Annotated in this window: 9 protein-coding genes; 2 read left to right on the plus strand and 7 right to left on the minus strand. The window is 72.0% G+C overall.

Features of this window, described 5'->3' with window-relative positions; all coding sequences use genetic code 11:
• Positions 1–43: 43 nt before the first annotated feature.
• Positions 44–1,363: an ABC transporter substrate-binding protein gene (locus tag N553_RS0112310; RefSeq protein ID WP_028046772.1), complete on the minus strand. Its 1,320-nt coding sequence runs from the start codon at positions 1,361–1,363 to the stop codon at positions 44–46.
• A gap of 356 nt (positions 1,364–1,719) precedes the next feature.
• Here N553_RS0112310 and N553_RS0112315 point away from each other — a divergent pair, with 356 nt between their 5' ends.
• Positions 1,720–2,751, plus strand: coding sequence for a LacI family DNA-binding transcriptional regulator (locus N553_RS0112315; protein WP_051640116.1), 1,032 nt, complete (start codon positions 1,720–1,722; stop codon positions 2,749–2,751).
• Between the two features lie 70 nt (positions 2,752–2,821).
• Here N553_RS0112315 and N553_RS0112320 read toward each other — a convergent pair whose 3' ends face one another.
• The 5 genes from N553_RS0112320 to N553_RS0112340 all read right to left on the minus strand — a co-directional run bounded on the left by N553_RS0112320 (position 2,822) and on the right by N553_RS0112340 (position 13,431).
• Positions 2,822–3,658, minus strand: a complete 837-nt coding sequence (locus tag N553_RS0112320) for a glycosyltransferase family A protein (protein WP_231505251.1) — start codon at positions 3,656–3,658, stop codon at positions 2,822–2,824.
• A 167-nt stretch (positions 3,659–3,825) separates the two neighbouring features.
• Complete coding sequence (locus tag N553_RS25855) at positions 3,826–6,864, minus strand: glycosyl hydrolase 53 family protein (RefSeq protein WP_081844533.1); 3,039 nt, start codon at positions 6,862–6,864, stop codon at positions 3,826–3,828.
• Between the two features lie 453 nt (positions 6,865–7,317).
• Complete coding sequence (locus N553_RS24300; RefSeq protein ID WP_081844534.1) at positions 7,318–9,009, minus strand: HD-GYP domain-containing protein; 1,692 nt, start codon at positions 9,007–9,009, stop codon at positions 7,318–7,320.
• 100 nt (positions 9,010–9,109) lie between these two features.
• Complete coding sequence (locus N553_RS0112335) at positions 9,110–10,042, minus strand: aldose 1-epimerase family protein (protein WP_051640118.1); 933 nt, start codon at positions 10,040–10,042, stop codon at positions 9,110–9,112.
• Entirely contained in the window at positions 10,039–13,431 is a 3,393-nt protein-coding gene (locus tag N553_RS0112340) for a DUF5107 domain-containing protein (RefSeq protein ID WP_028046776.1), read from the minus strand. The genes N553_RS0112335 and N553_RS0112340 overlap by 4 nt, the downstream gene beginning before the upstream one ends.
• A 68-nt stretch (positions 13,432–13,499) precedes the next feature.
• Here N553_RS0112340 and N553_RS0112345 point away from each other — a divergent pair, with 68 nt between their 5' ends.
• Positions 13,500–14,393: an AraC family transcriptional regulator gene (locus tag N553_RS0112345; protein WP_231505252.1), complete on the plus strand. Its 894-nt coding sequence runs from the start codon at positions 13,500–13,502 to the stop codon at positions 14,391–14,393.
• Positions 14,394–14,433: 40 nt separating this feature from the next.
• On the opposite strand, the gene N553_RS24305 is transcribed toward N553_RS0112345, so the two are convergent.
• Positions 14,434–15,801 carry a M15 family metallopeptidase gene (locus tag N553_RS24305; RefSeq protein WP_051640119.1) on the minus strand — a complete coding sequence of 456 codons (1,368 nt, stop codon included), beginning with the start codon at positions 15,799–15,801 and terminating at the stop codon, positions 14,434–14,436.
• Between the last annotated feature and the right edge of the window lie 131 nt (positions 15,802–15,932).

The raw sequence follows: 15,932 nt of genomic DNA on the forward strand, positions 1-15,932 counted from the left end.
GGGCGGCGGAGCCAAGGGCTGGCATCCGCCGCCCGCCCTGGAATCACCCCATGGCGAACTCGACGGTGCTCTGCGCCTCCGCGAGCGCGGAGGCCGGGTCGGCGCCGTTCATGATGTTGGTGACGGCGACGCTCACCGCGTCGCGGCCCTCGTAGTAGTAGGCGCCCGTGTTGTTGCTCGGGACCTTCGCGGCGTACTTCAGGACGTCGGCGTAGATCGGCTGCCCGCCGAAGAACGCCTGCGGCTCGTTGTAGACGTCCGACTCACCGGCCGGGAGCCAGTTGGCGAGCGCACCGGACTTCGGGAGGATCGTGTCGTAGAAGTCGGTCGAGCCTGCGAACGTCGCGTCCAGGAAGTCGCTGGCGAGCTCGGTGTTGCCGTCCGCGCTGATCGCCCAGGACGAGCCGCCGTTCGCCGTGTAGTTGGTCGCACCGTCGACGCCGTCGAGCTTCGGGACGTTGGTGACGGCCCACTTGCCGGACTGGTCCGCGGCAGACTGGATGGAGCCGGAGATCCACACGCCCTGGACCACACCGGCCGTGGCCGAGTTCACGATCGAGTTGATGTACTCGTCCCACGAGTTGACCTCGACGAAGACGCCTGCCTTGACGAGCTGCCCGTACATGTCGATGGCGGACATGAGCGCCTTGTTGTCCGTGATCGTGGGCTTGCCCTCGTCGTCGAACAGGCTCGCGCCTGCGCTCTGGAGCATCATCATGATCATGTCGGACGAGCCGGCCTGGCCGGTCAGCAGCGGCTTGCCGGTCTTGGCCAGCACGTCCTTGCCGAGCGTGAGGAACTGGTCCCACGTGATGTCGGTGAAGTCGTCGACCGTGTAGCCGGCCTGCTCGAGGACGTCCGTCCGGTACGCGCCGATCGCGGTCCCGTTGTCGAACGGCACGCCGTAGTTCGTGTCGTCGACCGTGGAGTACGCCACGACGGACTCGGGGAACTCGCTGTAGTCCACCGTGGAGTCGTTGAAGTCGGCGAAGATGTCCGGGTAGTTGATGACGTTCTTCTGGAACGCGTTGTTCTGCATGAGGAAGATGTCGGGGAGCTGGTCGGTCTCGCCCGACTGGGCCAGCGTGGTCAGCTTGGTCTGCAGGTCGTCCCACGGCGTCTCGACGATGTCGAGCTTGAAGTCCGGGTGGTCGGCTTGGTAGACCTTCTCGGCCTCCTGGAGGGCGTAGATGTTGAACGCCGGGTCCCAGGCCCACACCGTCAGTGTGTTGTCGCCGGTGCCACCGCTCCCGCCGGCCGTCTCGTCCGAGCCGGAGCCGGAGTCTCCGCCGCCGCACGCGGCGAGGGCGAGGGTGAGCGTCAAGGCGGCGCCCAGCGCGCCGAGCGAGCGTGTCTTCTTCATCGGGTGATCCCTTCCTGCTGTTGGTCGTCCTTGACCGGTGCCGGCTCTCGCCGCGTCGCCGGTCCCAGCTCGACCGGCGCGACATCGCGGAGGTCGATCGGGGTAGGTCGACAGTGCTGTTGTGAGGTCGTGCGTCGTGCTGTGGTGAGTTAGCAGTGCCAAGCCACAGGGGTCTGGTCCACACCGACCACGAGCGAAACGGGAGTCGCTCGACCTTCTCTGGCGTTTGGTGACGTCACCATAGCAGCGCCCGGCCGCTGGTTTGGCGACGCTTTGGTAACGGAAAGCACACAGTTTTCCGGCCATGTCGGCGTCGTGGTGACGTCACCATCGCTCCGTAGCACTACGATCACGCCATGACAACCGCGCCTGCGCCCGGCCGCCGCCGGTCGGGTCCTTCGATCGGCGACGTCGCCCGCCTCGCCGGCGTCTCACCGCAGACGGTGTCGCGCGTCTCGACCGGCGCCGACTCGGTGAAACCGAGTACTCGCGCACGCGTGGTGCAGGCGATGGACCAGCTCGGGTACTCGCCCAACCGGGCGGCGCAGGCACTGCGGAACGGCACGTTCGGCGCCATCGGGGTCCTCTCGACCGGCTTCCAGCGCACCGGCGAGGCCCTCACCGCGGAGGCCCTGGTCGAGGCCGCCGCGCTCGAGGACTACTCCGTCACGCTGCTGCACGTGCGCAACGCCGGCCCGGAGAGCTGGGAGAACGCCGCACATCGCATCTCCCACCAGGCCATCGACGGGCTCGTCATCATGCGGGCGGAGCAGGCGTCGCCGGCGACGCTCGTGCTCCCCGCCGGCATGCCGGTCGCGGTGTCCTTCTCCAAGTTCGCGGGTCACTACCCCACCGTCTCCGCCGACCAGATCCAGGGCAGCGAGAACGCGGTGCGCCATCTGCTCGAGCTCGGGCACCGCACCGTGCACCACCTCGCCGGTCCGCGGGACTCGGAGCACGCCCTGGTGCGCAGCGGCACCTGGCGCCGCTGTCTCCTGGAGGCCGGGATCCGCCCACCCGAGCCGGTGTACGGAGACTGGAGCGCGCACGACGGCTACGAGGCGGGACAGCGGCTCGCGGCCGACCCCGAGGTCACCGCAGTGTTCTGCGCCAACGACGAGATGGCGCTCGGCCTCATCCGGGCGCTGAACGAGCACGGCCGCCGCGTGCCTGACGACGTGTCCGTCGTGGGCTTCGACGACATCGCCGTCGCCGGCTGGACCACACCGCCGCTCACGACCGTCCGGCAGGACTTCCACGCGATCGGCCGCGAGCTCATCACCCTCGTCGTCGGCCAGCTCCGGTCGCGGACCGTCGCACCGCCGGCGCTGACGGTCGTGCCCACGGAGCTCGTCGTCCGCGCGAGCACCGCACCACCCCCGCGCTGAGCCTCCACCGCCGACCTCGGGCACGGCCGCCTCACCACAGCAGCAGCGCCGCCGCCGCCGAGGACGAGGCTCAGCCCCGGCGGACGGCGATCCGGACTGCTGCCGCCATGCCGCCGTCGCCGTACGCGACCTCCCCGAGCGGCAGCGACCGGTCCGCGGCCACGAGGTCCTCCCACCGTCGGGCGGCGTCCATGGCGCGGGCCTCGAGCGCCAGCAGCACCTCGCGCAGGTGCCGCTCGAAGACGGCGCGATGCTTGTCGACGAGCCGGCCGTACAGCTCGAGCCGGGAGTCCATGGAGCGCACGTTCGCGGAGGCGGGCGCCGTCCGGTACTCGATGAGCGGCTCCGGCACCACCGAGACGTGCCCACCATCGCCGACGAGGGACAGGAAGAAGTCCCAGTCCTCGAAGCCGCTGCGCATCTCCTCGTCGTAGCCGCCGCACGCACGCCAGGCGTCGCGACGGACGACGGCGGTCGCAGGGCAGGCGTTCCGGTGCAGGAAGTCGACCGCCGCGCCGCCTCCGGGCCGCACGACCGCGTCGATCACTCCGTGCGCGTGCAGCCATGACGAGGCGGCGCGTGCGACGGGGTCGCGCTCCAGGACCGCGAGCGTCCGCTCGAGGAACGTCGGCGCGAGGCGGTCGTCGCCGTCCAGCACGGCCACGAGGTCGGTCCCGGCGGCGCCGATCCCCGCATTGCGGGCGGCGGCGACCCCGCGGTTGGACTGCCGCAGCACCCTGACACGAGCGTCGCCCTGGAGCCGCTCGATGACGTCGACCGACGCCTCGTCGGTCGAGCCGTCGTCGACCACGATGACGGCATCCGGCACGCGCGTCTGTCGTAGGACTGACTCGACCGCTTCGGAGACCAGCCCGCCCTGGTCGAACGCGGTGACGATCACGCTCACGCTCAGCACGCCTCATGCTGGCACGCGCGGAGCGACGGCGGGCCTCGACGTGCTCCGGGACCTGCGACCTCGGTGCACGGGCGCGCGGGTGACTCGTTCGTCGTCGTCGACAGACCGTGCCGGGGTGGCCTGGATCGTCAGGCCACCCCGGCGTTCGACCCGAGAGGTCAGCGCACGGTCAGCCGTAGCGGCGCCGCCGCGCCGCTGCCGACCCTGCTGTCGTCGCTGACGTAGACGACGTGCACGGTGTAGGTGCCCTTCGGCAGCTTGCCGAGCGTCACCGTCACGCTCCCGTCGTCACTCGCCCGCAGGGCCACCGACGTCGACCTCGACCCGTAGGTGACCGTGACCCTGCCCGTCGGCGACGTGAAGTCCGCCGCCTGCACCGTGACGGCGACCTTCGCCGCCTGCGACGGGGTGACGCTGGCGCTCACGAGCTGCGCCTTCACGACCGGGGGCGTCCGGATCACCGCCACCACACCCGCCGTGGCTGCCGACCCGGCGACGACCGCGTCCCCGGAGTACGCCACCTTGACGGGGTAGAGGCCGGTCGCCAGGCGGGGCAGCTCGACCGCGACCCGACCGTCGTCCGCCTGCGCCAGCGCGACCTCCGTGGTCGCCGTTCCGTAGGTGACCGTGACCGTCCCCGTCGGGACCGTTCCGGTCGGCACCGAGCTGACCCGGACGTCGACGACGGCACGGGTGCTCGTCGTGACGATGGCCCTGCGCACGTGCGCCGTGACGTTCGACGCGAGCTTGACCACCGTGAGCGTGCCGGCGGAGGCGGCTCCAGGCGCGACGGCCGCGTCACCGGCGTAATCGACCGAGATGGCGTAGGCGCCTGCGGCCAGGACGGGCAGCGGCACGGTGACCTGGCCCGCGTCGGCGGCGGTCAGGGTCGCGACGACGGACTGCGGGCCGTAGTGCACGGTGACCTGGCCGGTGGGTGCGGCCGATGCACCCGCGCCCACCGTCACGTGGACCGCCGCTGCCGTCACGGTGCTCACGGTGGTGGCCGACAGCGTGGCGGTGACGGTCGGGGCCGCGGAAGCGCTGACCTCGAGGCCGGCGATGGCAGCGTTCACCAGCGCGGTCGCCGCTGCGACGTCCTCCGCGGTGACGAAGCCACCGGCGAGCACGACGTGCCCGACCTCCACCGCATGGTCGAGCGCCGCGAGCGAGGAGTCCGTGTACCAGGCCCGGCTGACCGCACCGGCAGCCGCGAGCGCGGCGTCCAGCGCGGACGTGTCGGGTGCGACGGCGCCGGTCGTCGGGGTGAGGACGACGTCGTCGAACCAGCCCCAGCCGTTCGCAGGGACGGACCCGCCGACCGCGACGGTGACGACACCGTCGGCTCCGACGACGACGCCGTCGACCGACGGGTTGGCCCAGGCCGCCCACCCGGACTGCGGCATCGGCACGGACCAGGAGCCCACGGACGTCTCGGCGGAGAGCCCGATGCCGCCGACCTCGGGGGCGCCGTGGTTCCACACCGAGAGTGCGTAGGTGCCGGGTGCGATCCCCGTGACCTGCCGGCTCACGGAGAAGGTGCCGTCGGTCTCGCTCCAGAAGTTCACGGCCATGCCGCCGCTGTGCACGTTCGCCGCCTCGTCCTTGACCTTCGCGACGTTCCAGTCGAGCGACCAGCCTTCGCCCCAGTTCTCGAAGCTGCCGTTGGGCACGACGTTGACCGGCAGGACGTTCACGGTCGCGAAGGTGGCGGCACCATCTGCTGTGACGCCGCTGACCGTGTACGTGCCGGGGCCGCGGATCCAGGACACGGAGTCGCTCCAGGTCACGGCGACATCGACGACCGTCAGGTCGTTGTAGGTGACCGCGACCGTGCCCGGGAGGGCGACGGCGTCACCGTCGGTGACCGTCACGCTGGGCGACTCGATCGAGTAGACCGCCCGCGGCGCGACCGCACCGGTCAGCACGTACCGGAACACCTGCAGCGACTCGAGCGGGTTGCCCGTGTCGTCGAACAGGGCCTGGTTGTCCCACTCGGAGCCGCCGTAGCGGGCACCGGCGTCGACGGGGTCGTACTCGCCGACGTAGCTCGTCGCCCAGCCCGAGCCGTCCCGCTCCCACAGCACCTTGTTCGCCTCGAGCGTGCGGGGGGGGCCGACAGGGAGCCACGCGGGCTCCCAGTAGAAGACGCCGATCCCGGCGTCGCCGGGCACGTCGGCGACGGCCTGCATCACGTCCCGCACCTCGTTCGCCTGTCCCTGCACCGAGTACGGGTAGGCCGGGTTGGCGACCGAGCCCTCGCGGATCACGTTGGGCTGCCCGTCGCCGTCCTCGAGGGTCCGCGCCCACGACGTCTCCGCGACCATGACCTTCTTGCCGTAGGTCGTCGCGACGTCGCTCAGCACCGCGGTCAGGTTCTCCAGCGTGCCGTGCCAGAACGGGTAGTACGACGACGCGAAGACGTCGTAGTCCACGTTGCGCGCGTCGAGCTCTGCCGCGTACCCGGCGTACCGGCCCGCCGACTCGGGGTTGGTGAAGTGCAGGGCGACGAGCGCGTCCGGGAGCACGTCGCGCACGGCGGCACTGCCTGCGGAGAAGATCTGCGCCATGTCGTCCCAGCCGGTCACGCCCGCGACGCCGTTGTTCGTCTCGTTGCCGACCTGCACCATCGTCACGTCGACCCCGGCGTCCTCGAACGCCTGAAGGCTCTCCGCCGTGTACGTCTCGACAGCAGCCGCCTTCTCAGCGACCGCGAGGTCGGCCCACGCCTTGGGCGCCTTCTGCTTGCTCGGGTCCGCCCAGAAGTCGGAGTAGTGGAAGTCGACGAGCACGCCCAGGCCCGCAGCGGTCGCGCGTTCGCCGATCTCCACCGCCCGCTCGACGTCGACGTTCCCGGCGCCGTACCCGTGGCCCTGGGCGTCCCAGGGGTCGTTCCACACGCGGACTCGGACGTCGGTGACACCGGACTGCGCCAGCACGTCGAACAGGTCCGCGACCTGGCCGTGGGTGTCCCGGAACGTCACTCCGCTCTCCTCCAGGGACAGCGCCGTGGACACGTCCACACCTCGCTTGAAGCCCTCCGGCAGCCCCTCGACCTTCTGCACGACGATCCCGGCGTCGACCGGCCCCTGGTCGGCGGCGGCTGCGGGGAGCACGGCTCCCGGGACCGCCGCGAGGATGAGCGATCCGGACGCCAGGTAGGCGGCGGCCCTGAGTCGGCGAGGCAGTGAAGACACAGCGTGGTCCCTTCGTGTCGAGCGTCATCGGTCGTACGTCGTCGTCGACCCCGGTCGAGCCGGTGCTGCCACAGTGCTGCGAGATATCAGGTCCGAGCCGTCGTCGGGCCGCTCGAGATCGAGCGGGTGGCAGAGCGTCTGCGCACATGCCATCGCCCTGCCGACGACCAGCCGAGGTCGCGCACGTGCGCGGCCCGCCCGGGTCCGTGACTCTCCGTCTGGTCGGTCCGCGCGGCTGTGCGCGGGTCCGACTGTGAACGTGCACAGGCTAGGCACCGACGCCGACGTAGCAAAAGCGGGCAGATCGGTCCGTTACCGGACTGTGACCATCCGGGTCGGCTCCGGATGCTGCGTCACCTCGGCACAGGCCTGGTGCGCGGACCCCTGTGAGGCAGGTCGACGCGCCTCGACGCGCCGCGGCCGGAGCCCTCAGCGTCCGCGCGAGTCACCGCCTCAGGAGCACGCCAGTCCGGGGTCCTTGCCCTTGTCGATCTGCGGGTCGCACGGGACGACGTGGGACGGCGGGCGCCCGGGCGCCGCGGTGGCCGGGGACGTCGGCGCGGGCGATGCCGGCGCAGGGGCCGCCGGGGCGGGGGGCGCAGGTGCAGGCGGCACCGCAGCCGGAGGCGCGGGAGCAGGAGACGCCGGGGCCGGAGCCGCGGGCGCAGGAGCTGCCGGAGCAGGCGCCGCGGGCGCCCCGGGCGCAGAGGACGCCGGCGCGGGTGTCGCGCCGGTGCCGCCTTGCCCGTCCTGCCGAGCACCGTTCTGGTCCGTCGGTGGCACGACCATCCCCGTCGGGCCGACCGGCAGGGCAGACGGGCCGGGCGCCGAGACCGCACCAGGCGCGACGCGCGCGGACGTTCCGGCTCCGGGATCGGTCGGTGCGCCGTCGTCCGCAGCCTCAGGGTCGCCGGGGAGGACCGGCGCGCCGCCGTCCCGGTCGAGTCCAGGAGTCCCCGCCGCCGGGATCCCACCGGGAGCGGGGGCCGGCGCCTCGCGTCCTGCCGGAGAGCCTGCGAGCGCCGAGCCTGCGGTTGCTGCCGACACCACCAGGGCGAGGCCGAAGGCCCCGACGCCCTTCAGCGCGGCCACCGCAGTCACCCTCTGCACGACGGCGGTGAGATCAGAAGCCAGGGACGGCAGACCCGGCAGGGTGGACAGGACACTCAGCGGCCCCGCGACCCGGTGCAGCCTCCCGAGCCCGATGGCCAGGAAGGCGCGGACGACCTGAGGATCGAACTGATCGCCGGCGCACCGCGCGAGCTCCTGGCGGGCAACGGAGGCAGGGAGAGCCTTCTTGTACGAGCGTGCCGACGTGATCGCGTCGTAGGCGTCGGCGACCGCGACGATCCGGGCGCCCCTGCTGATGGCCTCGCCGGACAGACCAGCGGGATAGCCCCCACCGTCCCACCGCTCGTGGTGCTGACCGATGACGTCCAGCCACGGCCCGAGCCACTGGCGCAGCGGCTCGGCGATCTCCATGCCGGACTCGGGGTGGGCGGTCAGGACGGTCCACTCCTGCGGGGTGGGCAGCGCAGGCTTGCTGAGCACGCTCTTCGGGACATGCAGCTTGCCGACGTCGTGCAGGAGTGCGGCCCAGCTGAGCTTGGCGGCATCCTGCGCGGACAGTCCGAGCTCTTTGCCGATCAGCGCCGAATAGGCCTGGACCCGCTCGGAGTGGCCTCGCGTGCTCTCGTCGTGGTCACCGATGGCGGCAACGAGGGCAAGGATGCGGGCGGCGTGGTCGTCCTGCGGGCGCAGGCCTCGTTTGGTGCCGACACCCGGTCCGTCGGTCAGCGCCTGCGGTGAGTAGAGAGTCATCGCGACGCTGAGTCGCGACGGCGCGCGGTCGGGGAAGTACAACGTCAGCCGGAACAACGTCGTCAGCGGCATGAGCCGGCGTGCCAGCTTCGTCGCCACCACCAGCACCACGGTCGCGCAGACCATCTCGGCGAGCAGCCACACCCACCGGTTGATACCGAGCCGACCGGGCGGGAACCAGTGCACAGCAGCCACACCCAGCCCGACGGACAGCAGCACCGGAACCGTCGCGATCAGCGCACGGAGGGTGGCGGCCAGCCGTGGTCGACCCTTCCACACACCGAGACTCGCGTCTTCGTAGTGTTGGGTGGGACCGGAAGCCATCTCTTCTTCTCGACCTTCCGGTACCACACATTGAGACCCAGCAGGTGTGGTGATCGTCACGTCGCCCGCGCGAGCCGCGCGACGCAACCGCCGGCAGCAGCTACCAGCCCCGTGCCCGCAGACCCCAGCAGAGGGCCCACGCGGCACCGGGAGCGAGCCAGCACAGGCCTCGGCCGGAGTTCAGCGCGTCAGGTGGGGCGGTCATCGGCTCGACAGCGATCGCCTCGACGGTCCCGAGCACCGGGTCGGGGAACACGCCCGTGACGTAGACCTGCACGTAGGCGAACGACCTGTCCGTCCAGAGCTCGACTGCCCGTCCGTCAGACGCCGCGAGCACGTGCCGGTAGGTCTCCCCCACGGCCTCGAGCCCGTGGTAGCAGGCATTCAGCTCCCGCCCGGCAAGGAGCTGACCGCCACGGAGGTCGACGGACTCGTCGACCTGCTCGTCCCGCACCGGGATGAGCGCGGCATCGACGGGCAGGTGTCGGGTGGCGAGGACGGTCAGACGCAGGTCCCGGACCGGAGCCGTGCCGACGCGGACGTAGGGGTGGGTGCCCAGCGCCACCGGTGCCGGCTGTGCCGACCGGTTCTGAATCGTGTGGTCCACCCGCACGCCCGCCTCGTCGGCGGTGTAGGTGGTGGACAGCGACACCTCGAAGGGATACCCGGGCCTCGGCTCGACGACCGTCGACACCGTGACGCACTCCGCACCGGCCGAGTCGACGAGGAACGTGGCGTCGCGGACCACGCCGTGGTTGGCGTTGCCGAGCTCCGGCTCGTTCACCTCGAGCTGGTGCTGGACGCCGTCATGCTCCCAGCGGCCCGACCGTACGCGGTTCGGCCAGGGGAACAGCAGCGAGCCTGAGCAGTCGGGGACCGGCCCGGCCGGGACGTACGTGTGGACCAGCGGCTCACCGTCGACGCTCAGGCTGTGCAGGCCCCCGCCGCGCAGGTCGACGGTGGCGCGGGTCCGGCCGCACGGCGAGGCGACGCGCAGGAGCCGCTCGGACCCGACCTCCCTGGTGAGGCTCACGTCGGTATCCCGGTCTCGCGTTCGGGGAGCCGGGACAGCTCCCGCCGGAGGTCCAGGGCCCGCAACCGGTCCGGCTCGCGGGCAAGGACGTCGTCCAGTCCCGCAACCGCCCCGTCGACGTCGCCCCGCAGGGCGGCGACCTGTGCCTCGAGAAGTATCGCCGTCGCCGTCTGCGCTGCCTGCAGGTCCGCGCGGAAGAGCAGCAGGGTCGGCAGGGAGGTCGCGAAGTAGTCCACGGTCGCGGGCGTCGAGCGGAGCGTCGCCGCATGCTCCGCGAGGCCGTCGACCAGGGCGTCAGCCCGGACGTCGTCGCCGAGGCGGCGCCAGCCCAGCGCCGCGTAGTAGGTCTGCTCGGAGAAGTCGACCGGGGCCATGCTCTGGAAGTCGCCTGTCGAGCTCGCGGCACGCGACCAGGCGACGCGGGCGCCCGAGTCGTCACCCGTCGCTGCGCGCGCGTCACCCAGCATCAGGTTCAGCTGCGCGGTGTTGGCCAAGGGGTGTCGGGCCTCACCCAGGCTCTCGGCGGGCTCGAGTGCCGCGCTGACGTGCTCACGGGCGAGGGGCCCGTCGCCGGCGGCGAGTGCGCGGCGGGCAAGTGCGAGGTGCGCCTCGTCCCACGCCGAGAGCACCTGACCCTCGCCGCCCTCCCAGGGCTGGAACCGGCGCGCGAGGAGAAGCTCGAGCGCGACCTCAGGCCTGCCGGTGGCGGTGTTCAGCTGCGCGAGCTCGACGCTGAGGTCGTCACGAGCATCGACCGCCGAGCGCTGGTCATTGAGCACCGCGAGGCGCTCCTGGGGCCGCACGCCGGACCGCTTGGCCAGCTGGTCACGCTCGTAGACCAGGCGGGGGTCGCCGGGGGCGACCGCGAGCGCCCGCTCGTAGTGCAGGCGCGCGGCGTCCGGGTCGGCCTGGACGTTGAACGCCGCGACCGCGAGGTTGCGCCACACGACCGGATCGCTCGGGTCCAGCTCAGTGGACGTGCACCACGCGGCGATCGCGTCGTGGTGACGACACTGGGAGTACAGCCAGTGACCGAGGATCGCCCATGCGCGGGCGTCGTCGGGGTGACGTGCGACGTGCGCGTGCAGCATGTCCACGTCGTCCAGGCGCGAGGCCAGGCAGTGCACGGCCGGCGCCGTCCGCGCCAGCCCGCGATGCCGTGCCGCGGCTGGGCCGTCACCGGCGGCCTCGAGGATCCGTGCGGCGTGCAGGTGCGCCAGCGGCCGGACCTCGACCTGACCCAGAGCCGGCTCGGCCGCAGCCGCGGCCTCGAGCAGCCGGACGGCATCGCGCCACGCGCCGAGCGCGTCGTACTCCAGGGCGACATCGAGGAGCGTCGGGGCGTCGGCGGCGACCTCGATCCGGGCGAGGTCGCGGGTCCAGACGTCGAGGGGGTCACGCTCGAGCGAGCGCGCCAGCACGGCGTCGGCCTCGCTGTCCCTGCCGGCGCGCCTGAGCAGGGCGGCCAGCACCGCGTGCGCCTGCAGATGGTCGGGATCGGCGCCGGCGGCAGCGCGGGCATGGTCCAGTGCGGTGCGGTCGTTGCCGCGCGAGGCGTCGAGCCGTGCCATCGCCAGGAGCGCCGGGACCCGCCACGCCCGGCTCCACTGCGCCTTGCCCCACGCCTCGTAGGCGTCGTCCGCACGACCGGTGCGCGCGAGCACCTGGCCGAGGCGGAACATGGCCTCACCGTCGCCCGGGTTCGCGTTCAGGCGGGTCTGGCGTGCGAGCGCCGCGCGGAGGTGCTGCTCGGCCTGGGGGTACTGCGCTGCCCGGTAGCGCCGTGCGGCCAGGGCCAGGTTCGAGCGGTGGTCGCCCGCGTCGCGCCTGAGCGCCTCGAGCCAGTACGGCTCGGGTGACCGTGTCGCATGCCGGTACTGGTCGAGGTGCACGCCGATCAGGTACAGCTCGTCGGCCGACAGGACCTCTGCGGGTGCCTTGGGCTCCTGCGCGGGCTCGGGCACCTCCGGGGCACGGTGCGCCACCCGGGGTCGCCACGCGATGACCTCGCCACCGTCGTGCTCGGCCACGAGGGTCAGGTCCTCAGGAGCCCAGGCACCGTCAAGAGTCATGTCATGCACGACCGGACGATCCGGACCCGAGTCCGCCTCGACCTGCCACAGCGTCGCGCCGTCAGGCCCGCTCACCCGCACGACGACTCCGGCGCGCACCCGCGTCATGGCGACCGCGACGCGGACGGCGGTGGTCGATGGGCCCGGCGACACGTCGAGTCGGACGGCCGCCTCGAGGTTGGCCTGGTGGACGGGGCCGGTCTCCTGGATCGGGTACCAGTACTGGCTGAACGTCTTCGTCTCGCCCGGTGCCAGGAAGGTGAAGTCCGGCTGGTTGTCCGTGAAGACACCGGCCATCAGCTCGACGTAGGGACCGTCGGTGTCCGTGAGGTTCGCGTCCCACGCCTTCCCGAACGCACCGTCGCCCCAGGTCCACTGCTTCTTGCCGGGCGCCACCTGGTGGTCGGCCCAGTGCACGAAGCCGGCCCGACGTCCGTGGTCGTAGCCGCCGAAGAAGTCGTCCTGGGTCCCGAGCGCCATGTAGGACGTCGGCACCGGGATGTTGCGGTACCAGTCGATCCGGTCGGCGTCGGGGTGCACAGCGTCCTTGTGAGCCCGGTAGTCGATCCCGTAGTACGGACGGTCGGCCGCAGGGAACGCCGTGACGGCGCGCTTGGCATGGTCGGCCACGGCGTGCACGTCCGTCGGGAAGAACGACTGGTAGTCGTCGTTCACGGCAGCCGCGACGTTCGCCCACCACAGGAACGTCTGCACCTCGTCGGTGCGGTTGAACAGCCGGACGCGCAGCTCGATCACGGACGTGTCCGGACGCAGCCGGATCCCGTGCATGCCCTTCATCCGGGCGAACGGGTCGTGGTCCGAGCACCACACCGTGACGGCTCCGTCGGGCTCGTTCTCGATCGTCGCCTCGACCGGGAGGAACGTCGCGGGGCGGTGGTGCTGTGGCCAGTTGAGCTCGACGCCGCCCGAGAGCCACGGTCCCGCGAGGCCGACGAGTGCCGGCTTGATGACGTTGTTGCGGTAGAAGAAGTCGTACCCGTTGGTGGTGTCCATCCCGACGTGGATGCGGCCGCCGAGCTCCGGCAGGATCATCAGCCGGATCCACGGGTTCTCCAGGTGGATGGCGTCCCAGACGTGGGGTGCCTTGGTCGGGCTGATGCGCTCGTGGAACGGTAGCGGGTACACCCGGCCCGTCGAGCCCTGGTACACGCGGCTCTCCAGGAACGCCGGGTAGCGGTCGGCCGGGTCCGGCAGATAGGTGTCGATCGTGACCGGCTGGCGCCACGCGGCGACGGCCCGACCCATGAGGTGCGCAGGCACGGCGGGCAGGTTCAGGCGCGACTCGTCATGGAGCATGGGTAGGACGCTATGCGCGGCCGCCATGCTGCAGAATGGGCATTCTGCCGAGACACATGGACGAATCGATGATCGAGATGCGCCAGGAGCCAGCCCGTCGGCGGGAAGGCTTCCCCGGTCAGCGCATGCGCGTGCTCCCGCGCCCGCTCGTCGCTCAGGCGCTGAGAACTCGACCGCTGTCGCAGCTGCTCGTCACCGATGTCGGGTACTTCCCGCGTGCGTCGACCCACGGGCGCACCCGCCCGAACGGTGCCGCGCAGCACATCGTCATCGTGTGCGCGGCCGGCCGGGGCTCCTGCACGCTGCCCTCCGGTGTGCACCAGGTGCGCGCAGGCCAGGCGATCGCCATCCCCGCCGGGCTGGCCCACCAGTACGAGTCCGAGGCGAACGACCCCTGGACGATCTGGTGGATGCACCTCGTCGGCCAGCAGGTCCCCGACCTGCTGGCGGCGATCGGCGCCACACCAGAGCAACCGGTGTTCGGCGTCGGCGACCCGGCGCGCGTCATCTCCCTGCTCGACACGATCCTGCGGCGGATGGAGCGCGACGAGACGACAGGGAGCCTCCTGGCGTCCGCGGGTGCCGCGTGGCACGCGATGTCGCTCCTGGCCGCCGACCGGCGGACCATCCGCAACGAGCAGCCGGACGCGGTCGAGGCGACGATCGAGCACCTCCGCGCCAACGTCTCCACCCGCATGTCGCTCCCCGACCTGGCCGGCATGGCGGGGCTGAGCGTCTCGCACTACTCAGCGCTCTTCCGTCGGGCCACGGGCTACGGCGCCCTGGAGTACCAGACCCGTCTCCGCATGGGAGCGGCACGCGAGCTGCTCGACACCACCGAGCGCCCGGTCGCGTCGGTCGCGGCCGAGGTCGGGTTCAGCGACGCCCTGTACTTCTCCCGGCAGTTCCGCCGGATCCACGGCATGAGCCCTACCGAGTACCGCTCGCACGACAAGGGCTGAGCGCCGCACACTTGCTCACGGGCAGACTTGACCAGCCGCACTACGGAGCGGCCGGCACCGCGCTCTCGGTCGGGCCGCTGCTCGGCGTCGGCGTCGCGGTGGGCGTCGCAGTCGGGGTCGGCGCCGGCTCGGTCGGGGCACTGCTGGGCTGATCGACGACCGGCGGCGCGGGCTGGCTCTGGGTCGGGGCGCTGGGGGCCGGGACGCCCACCGTGATCGGCACCGACGTGCCCGTGCCGGCGTCGTCCGACGTCCCGAACTCCCAGTGCCATGGCTCGTGCGGTCCGCGGCCGCCCTCGTCCATGTAGGTCGGGTGGTGCCAGCCGTAGGTCATCGCGTTCGCCTTCAGCCACGTGTACTGCGCCGACCGGTAGCCATTCGACTGGTCGAGGTCGATCGCCAGGCCCCAGCCATGGTTGGACGTACCCGGCACCGCGGCCATGGTCCCCTTGGCCGCCCGGGTGCTGATCTGCTCTTCGAGCGTGCGGTAGGAGCCCGAGATCAGCAGGTCGTGGCCGAAGTCCACGCGGTAGGCGTCGTTCAGCCGCTCCAGCGCGTCCGCCGCGTCGCAGCGCAGGTGCTGGCTCGGCGCGAAAGCGACCGTGCACAGTGCCTTCAGTGGGATGCTCCCGTTGGTGTAGCCGTCGGTCGACCGGGCTTGCTCCTGCACCTTGGCGGCCGCCGCCTTGTCCTCCTCGTCCCCCGCCACCGCGACCTGCTGGGCCGCGACCGTGATGCCGGCAGCGGCGTCCCGCGCCTGGACCGCGGAGGTGGCGGCCGCGACGACGTCCCGGGCCTCGGCGGCGGCGTGCGTGGCCCCGACCGCCGCGTCGAGCAGCGCGACCTGCGGATCGGTGGAGACCAGGAGACGTGTGATCGCGGCGTTCTGCGCCGACTGGTCGCCCAGGTCGAGCGCGACCAGCAGCACGTCGGTCTCCACGCCTTCGACCACGCGCGCCGCCGCGTCGACATCACCCGTCGCCACCTGCTCGCGCGCGCCCACCACCCGGTCCGGGAGCTGCTCGGCGGTCAGTCCCGGCGTGACGGGCACGGTCGGGGCGTCGACCACGTCGGAACGGATCAGTGTCCGCGAGGCGGCCTTCGTCGTGTCGTCCAACGGGTGACCGACGAGCGCGACGGTCGCTGCCTCCACCGCCGCCACGCGGTCGTCGAGCAGTTCCAGCGCCTGCGTGCGCGCCGGTCCCCTCGACTCGTCCGTGACCGGCACCTGGGCGCCGGTCGCCGCCTGTGGGACGTCGGTGGAGTGGGAGACGTCGCTCAGCGGCGCGGCCACGGCGGCCGTCACGAACACCATCGACGCGAGGACGACGACCGACTCCCACGGCCGCCGACCCTGCCGCGGGCGCGCCGAATGGCGCCCCTCGGGCGTCAGTCGTGGCTCGATCACTGGTGTCCTCCGCGATGCGTCGTCCGACGATCCCACTACGACACCCCGCCCGTCGACCGCCAGACGGGGGGTTCAGACCAACGACGGCCGCCCGGCCCACTCCGCACGGGACGCGGCTTCACCCACCTCGA

The sequence above is a fragment of the Cellulomonas sp. URHE0023 genome (assembly GCF_000688475.1).
Taxonomy (GTDB): Bacteria; Actinomycetota; Actinomycetes; order Actinomycetales; family Cellulomonadaceae; genus Cellulomonas.

Excerpts from the sequence above, each read along its gene's own strand:
- N553_RS0112310 (WP_028046772.1), bottom strand. The coding sequence starts at position 1,363 with ATGAAGAAGACACGCTCGCTCGGCGCGCTGGGCGCCGCCTTGACGCTC.
- N553_RS0112315 (WP_051640116.1), top strand. The coding sequence starts at position 1,720 with ATGACAACCGCGCCTGCGCCCGGCCGCCGCCGGTCGGGTCCTTCGATC.
- N553_RS24300 (WP_081844534.1), bottom strand. The coding sequence starts at position 9,009 with ATGGCTTCCGGTCCCACCCAACACTACGAAGACGCGAGTCTCGGTGTG.
- N553_RS0112340 (WP_028046776.1), bottom strand. The coding sequence starts at position 13,431 with ATGCTCCATGACGAGTCGCGCCTGAACCTGCCCGCCGTGCCTGCGCAC.
- N553_RS0112345 (WP_231505252.1), top strand. The coding sequence starts at position 13,500 with ATGATCGAGATGCGCCAGGAGCCAGCCCGTCGGCGGGAAGGCTTCCCC.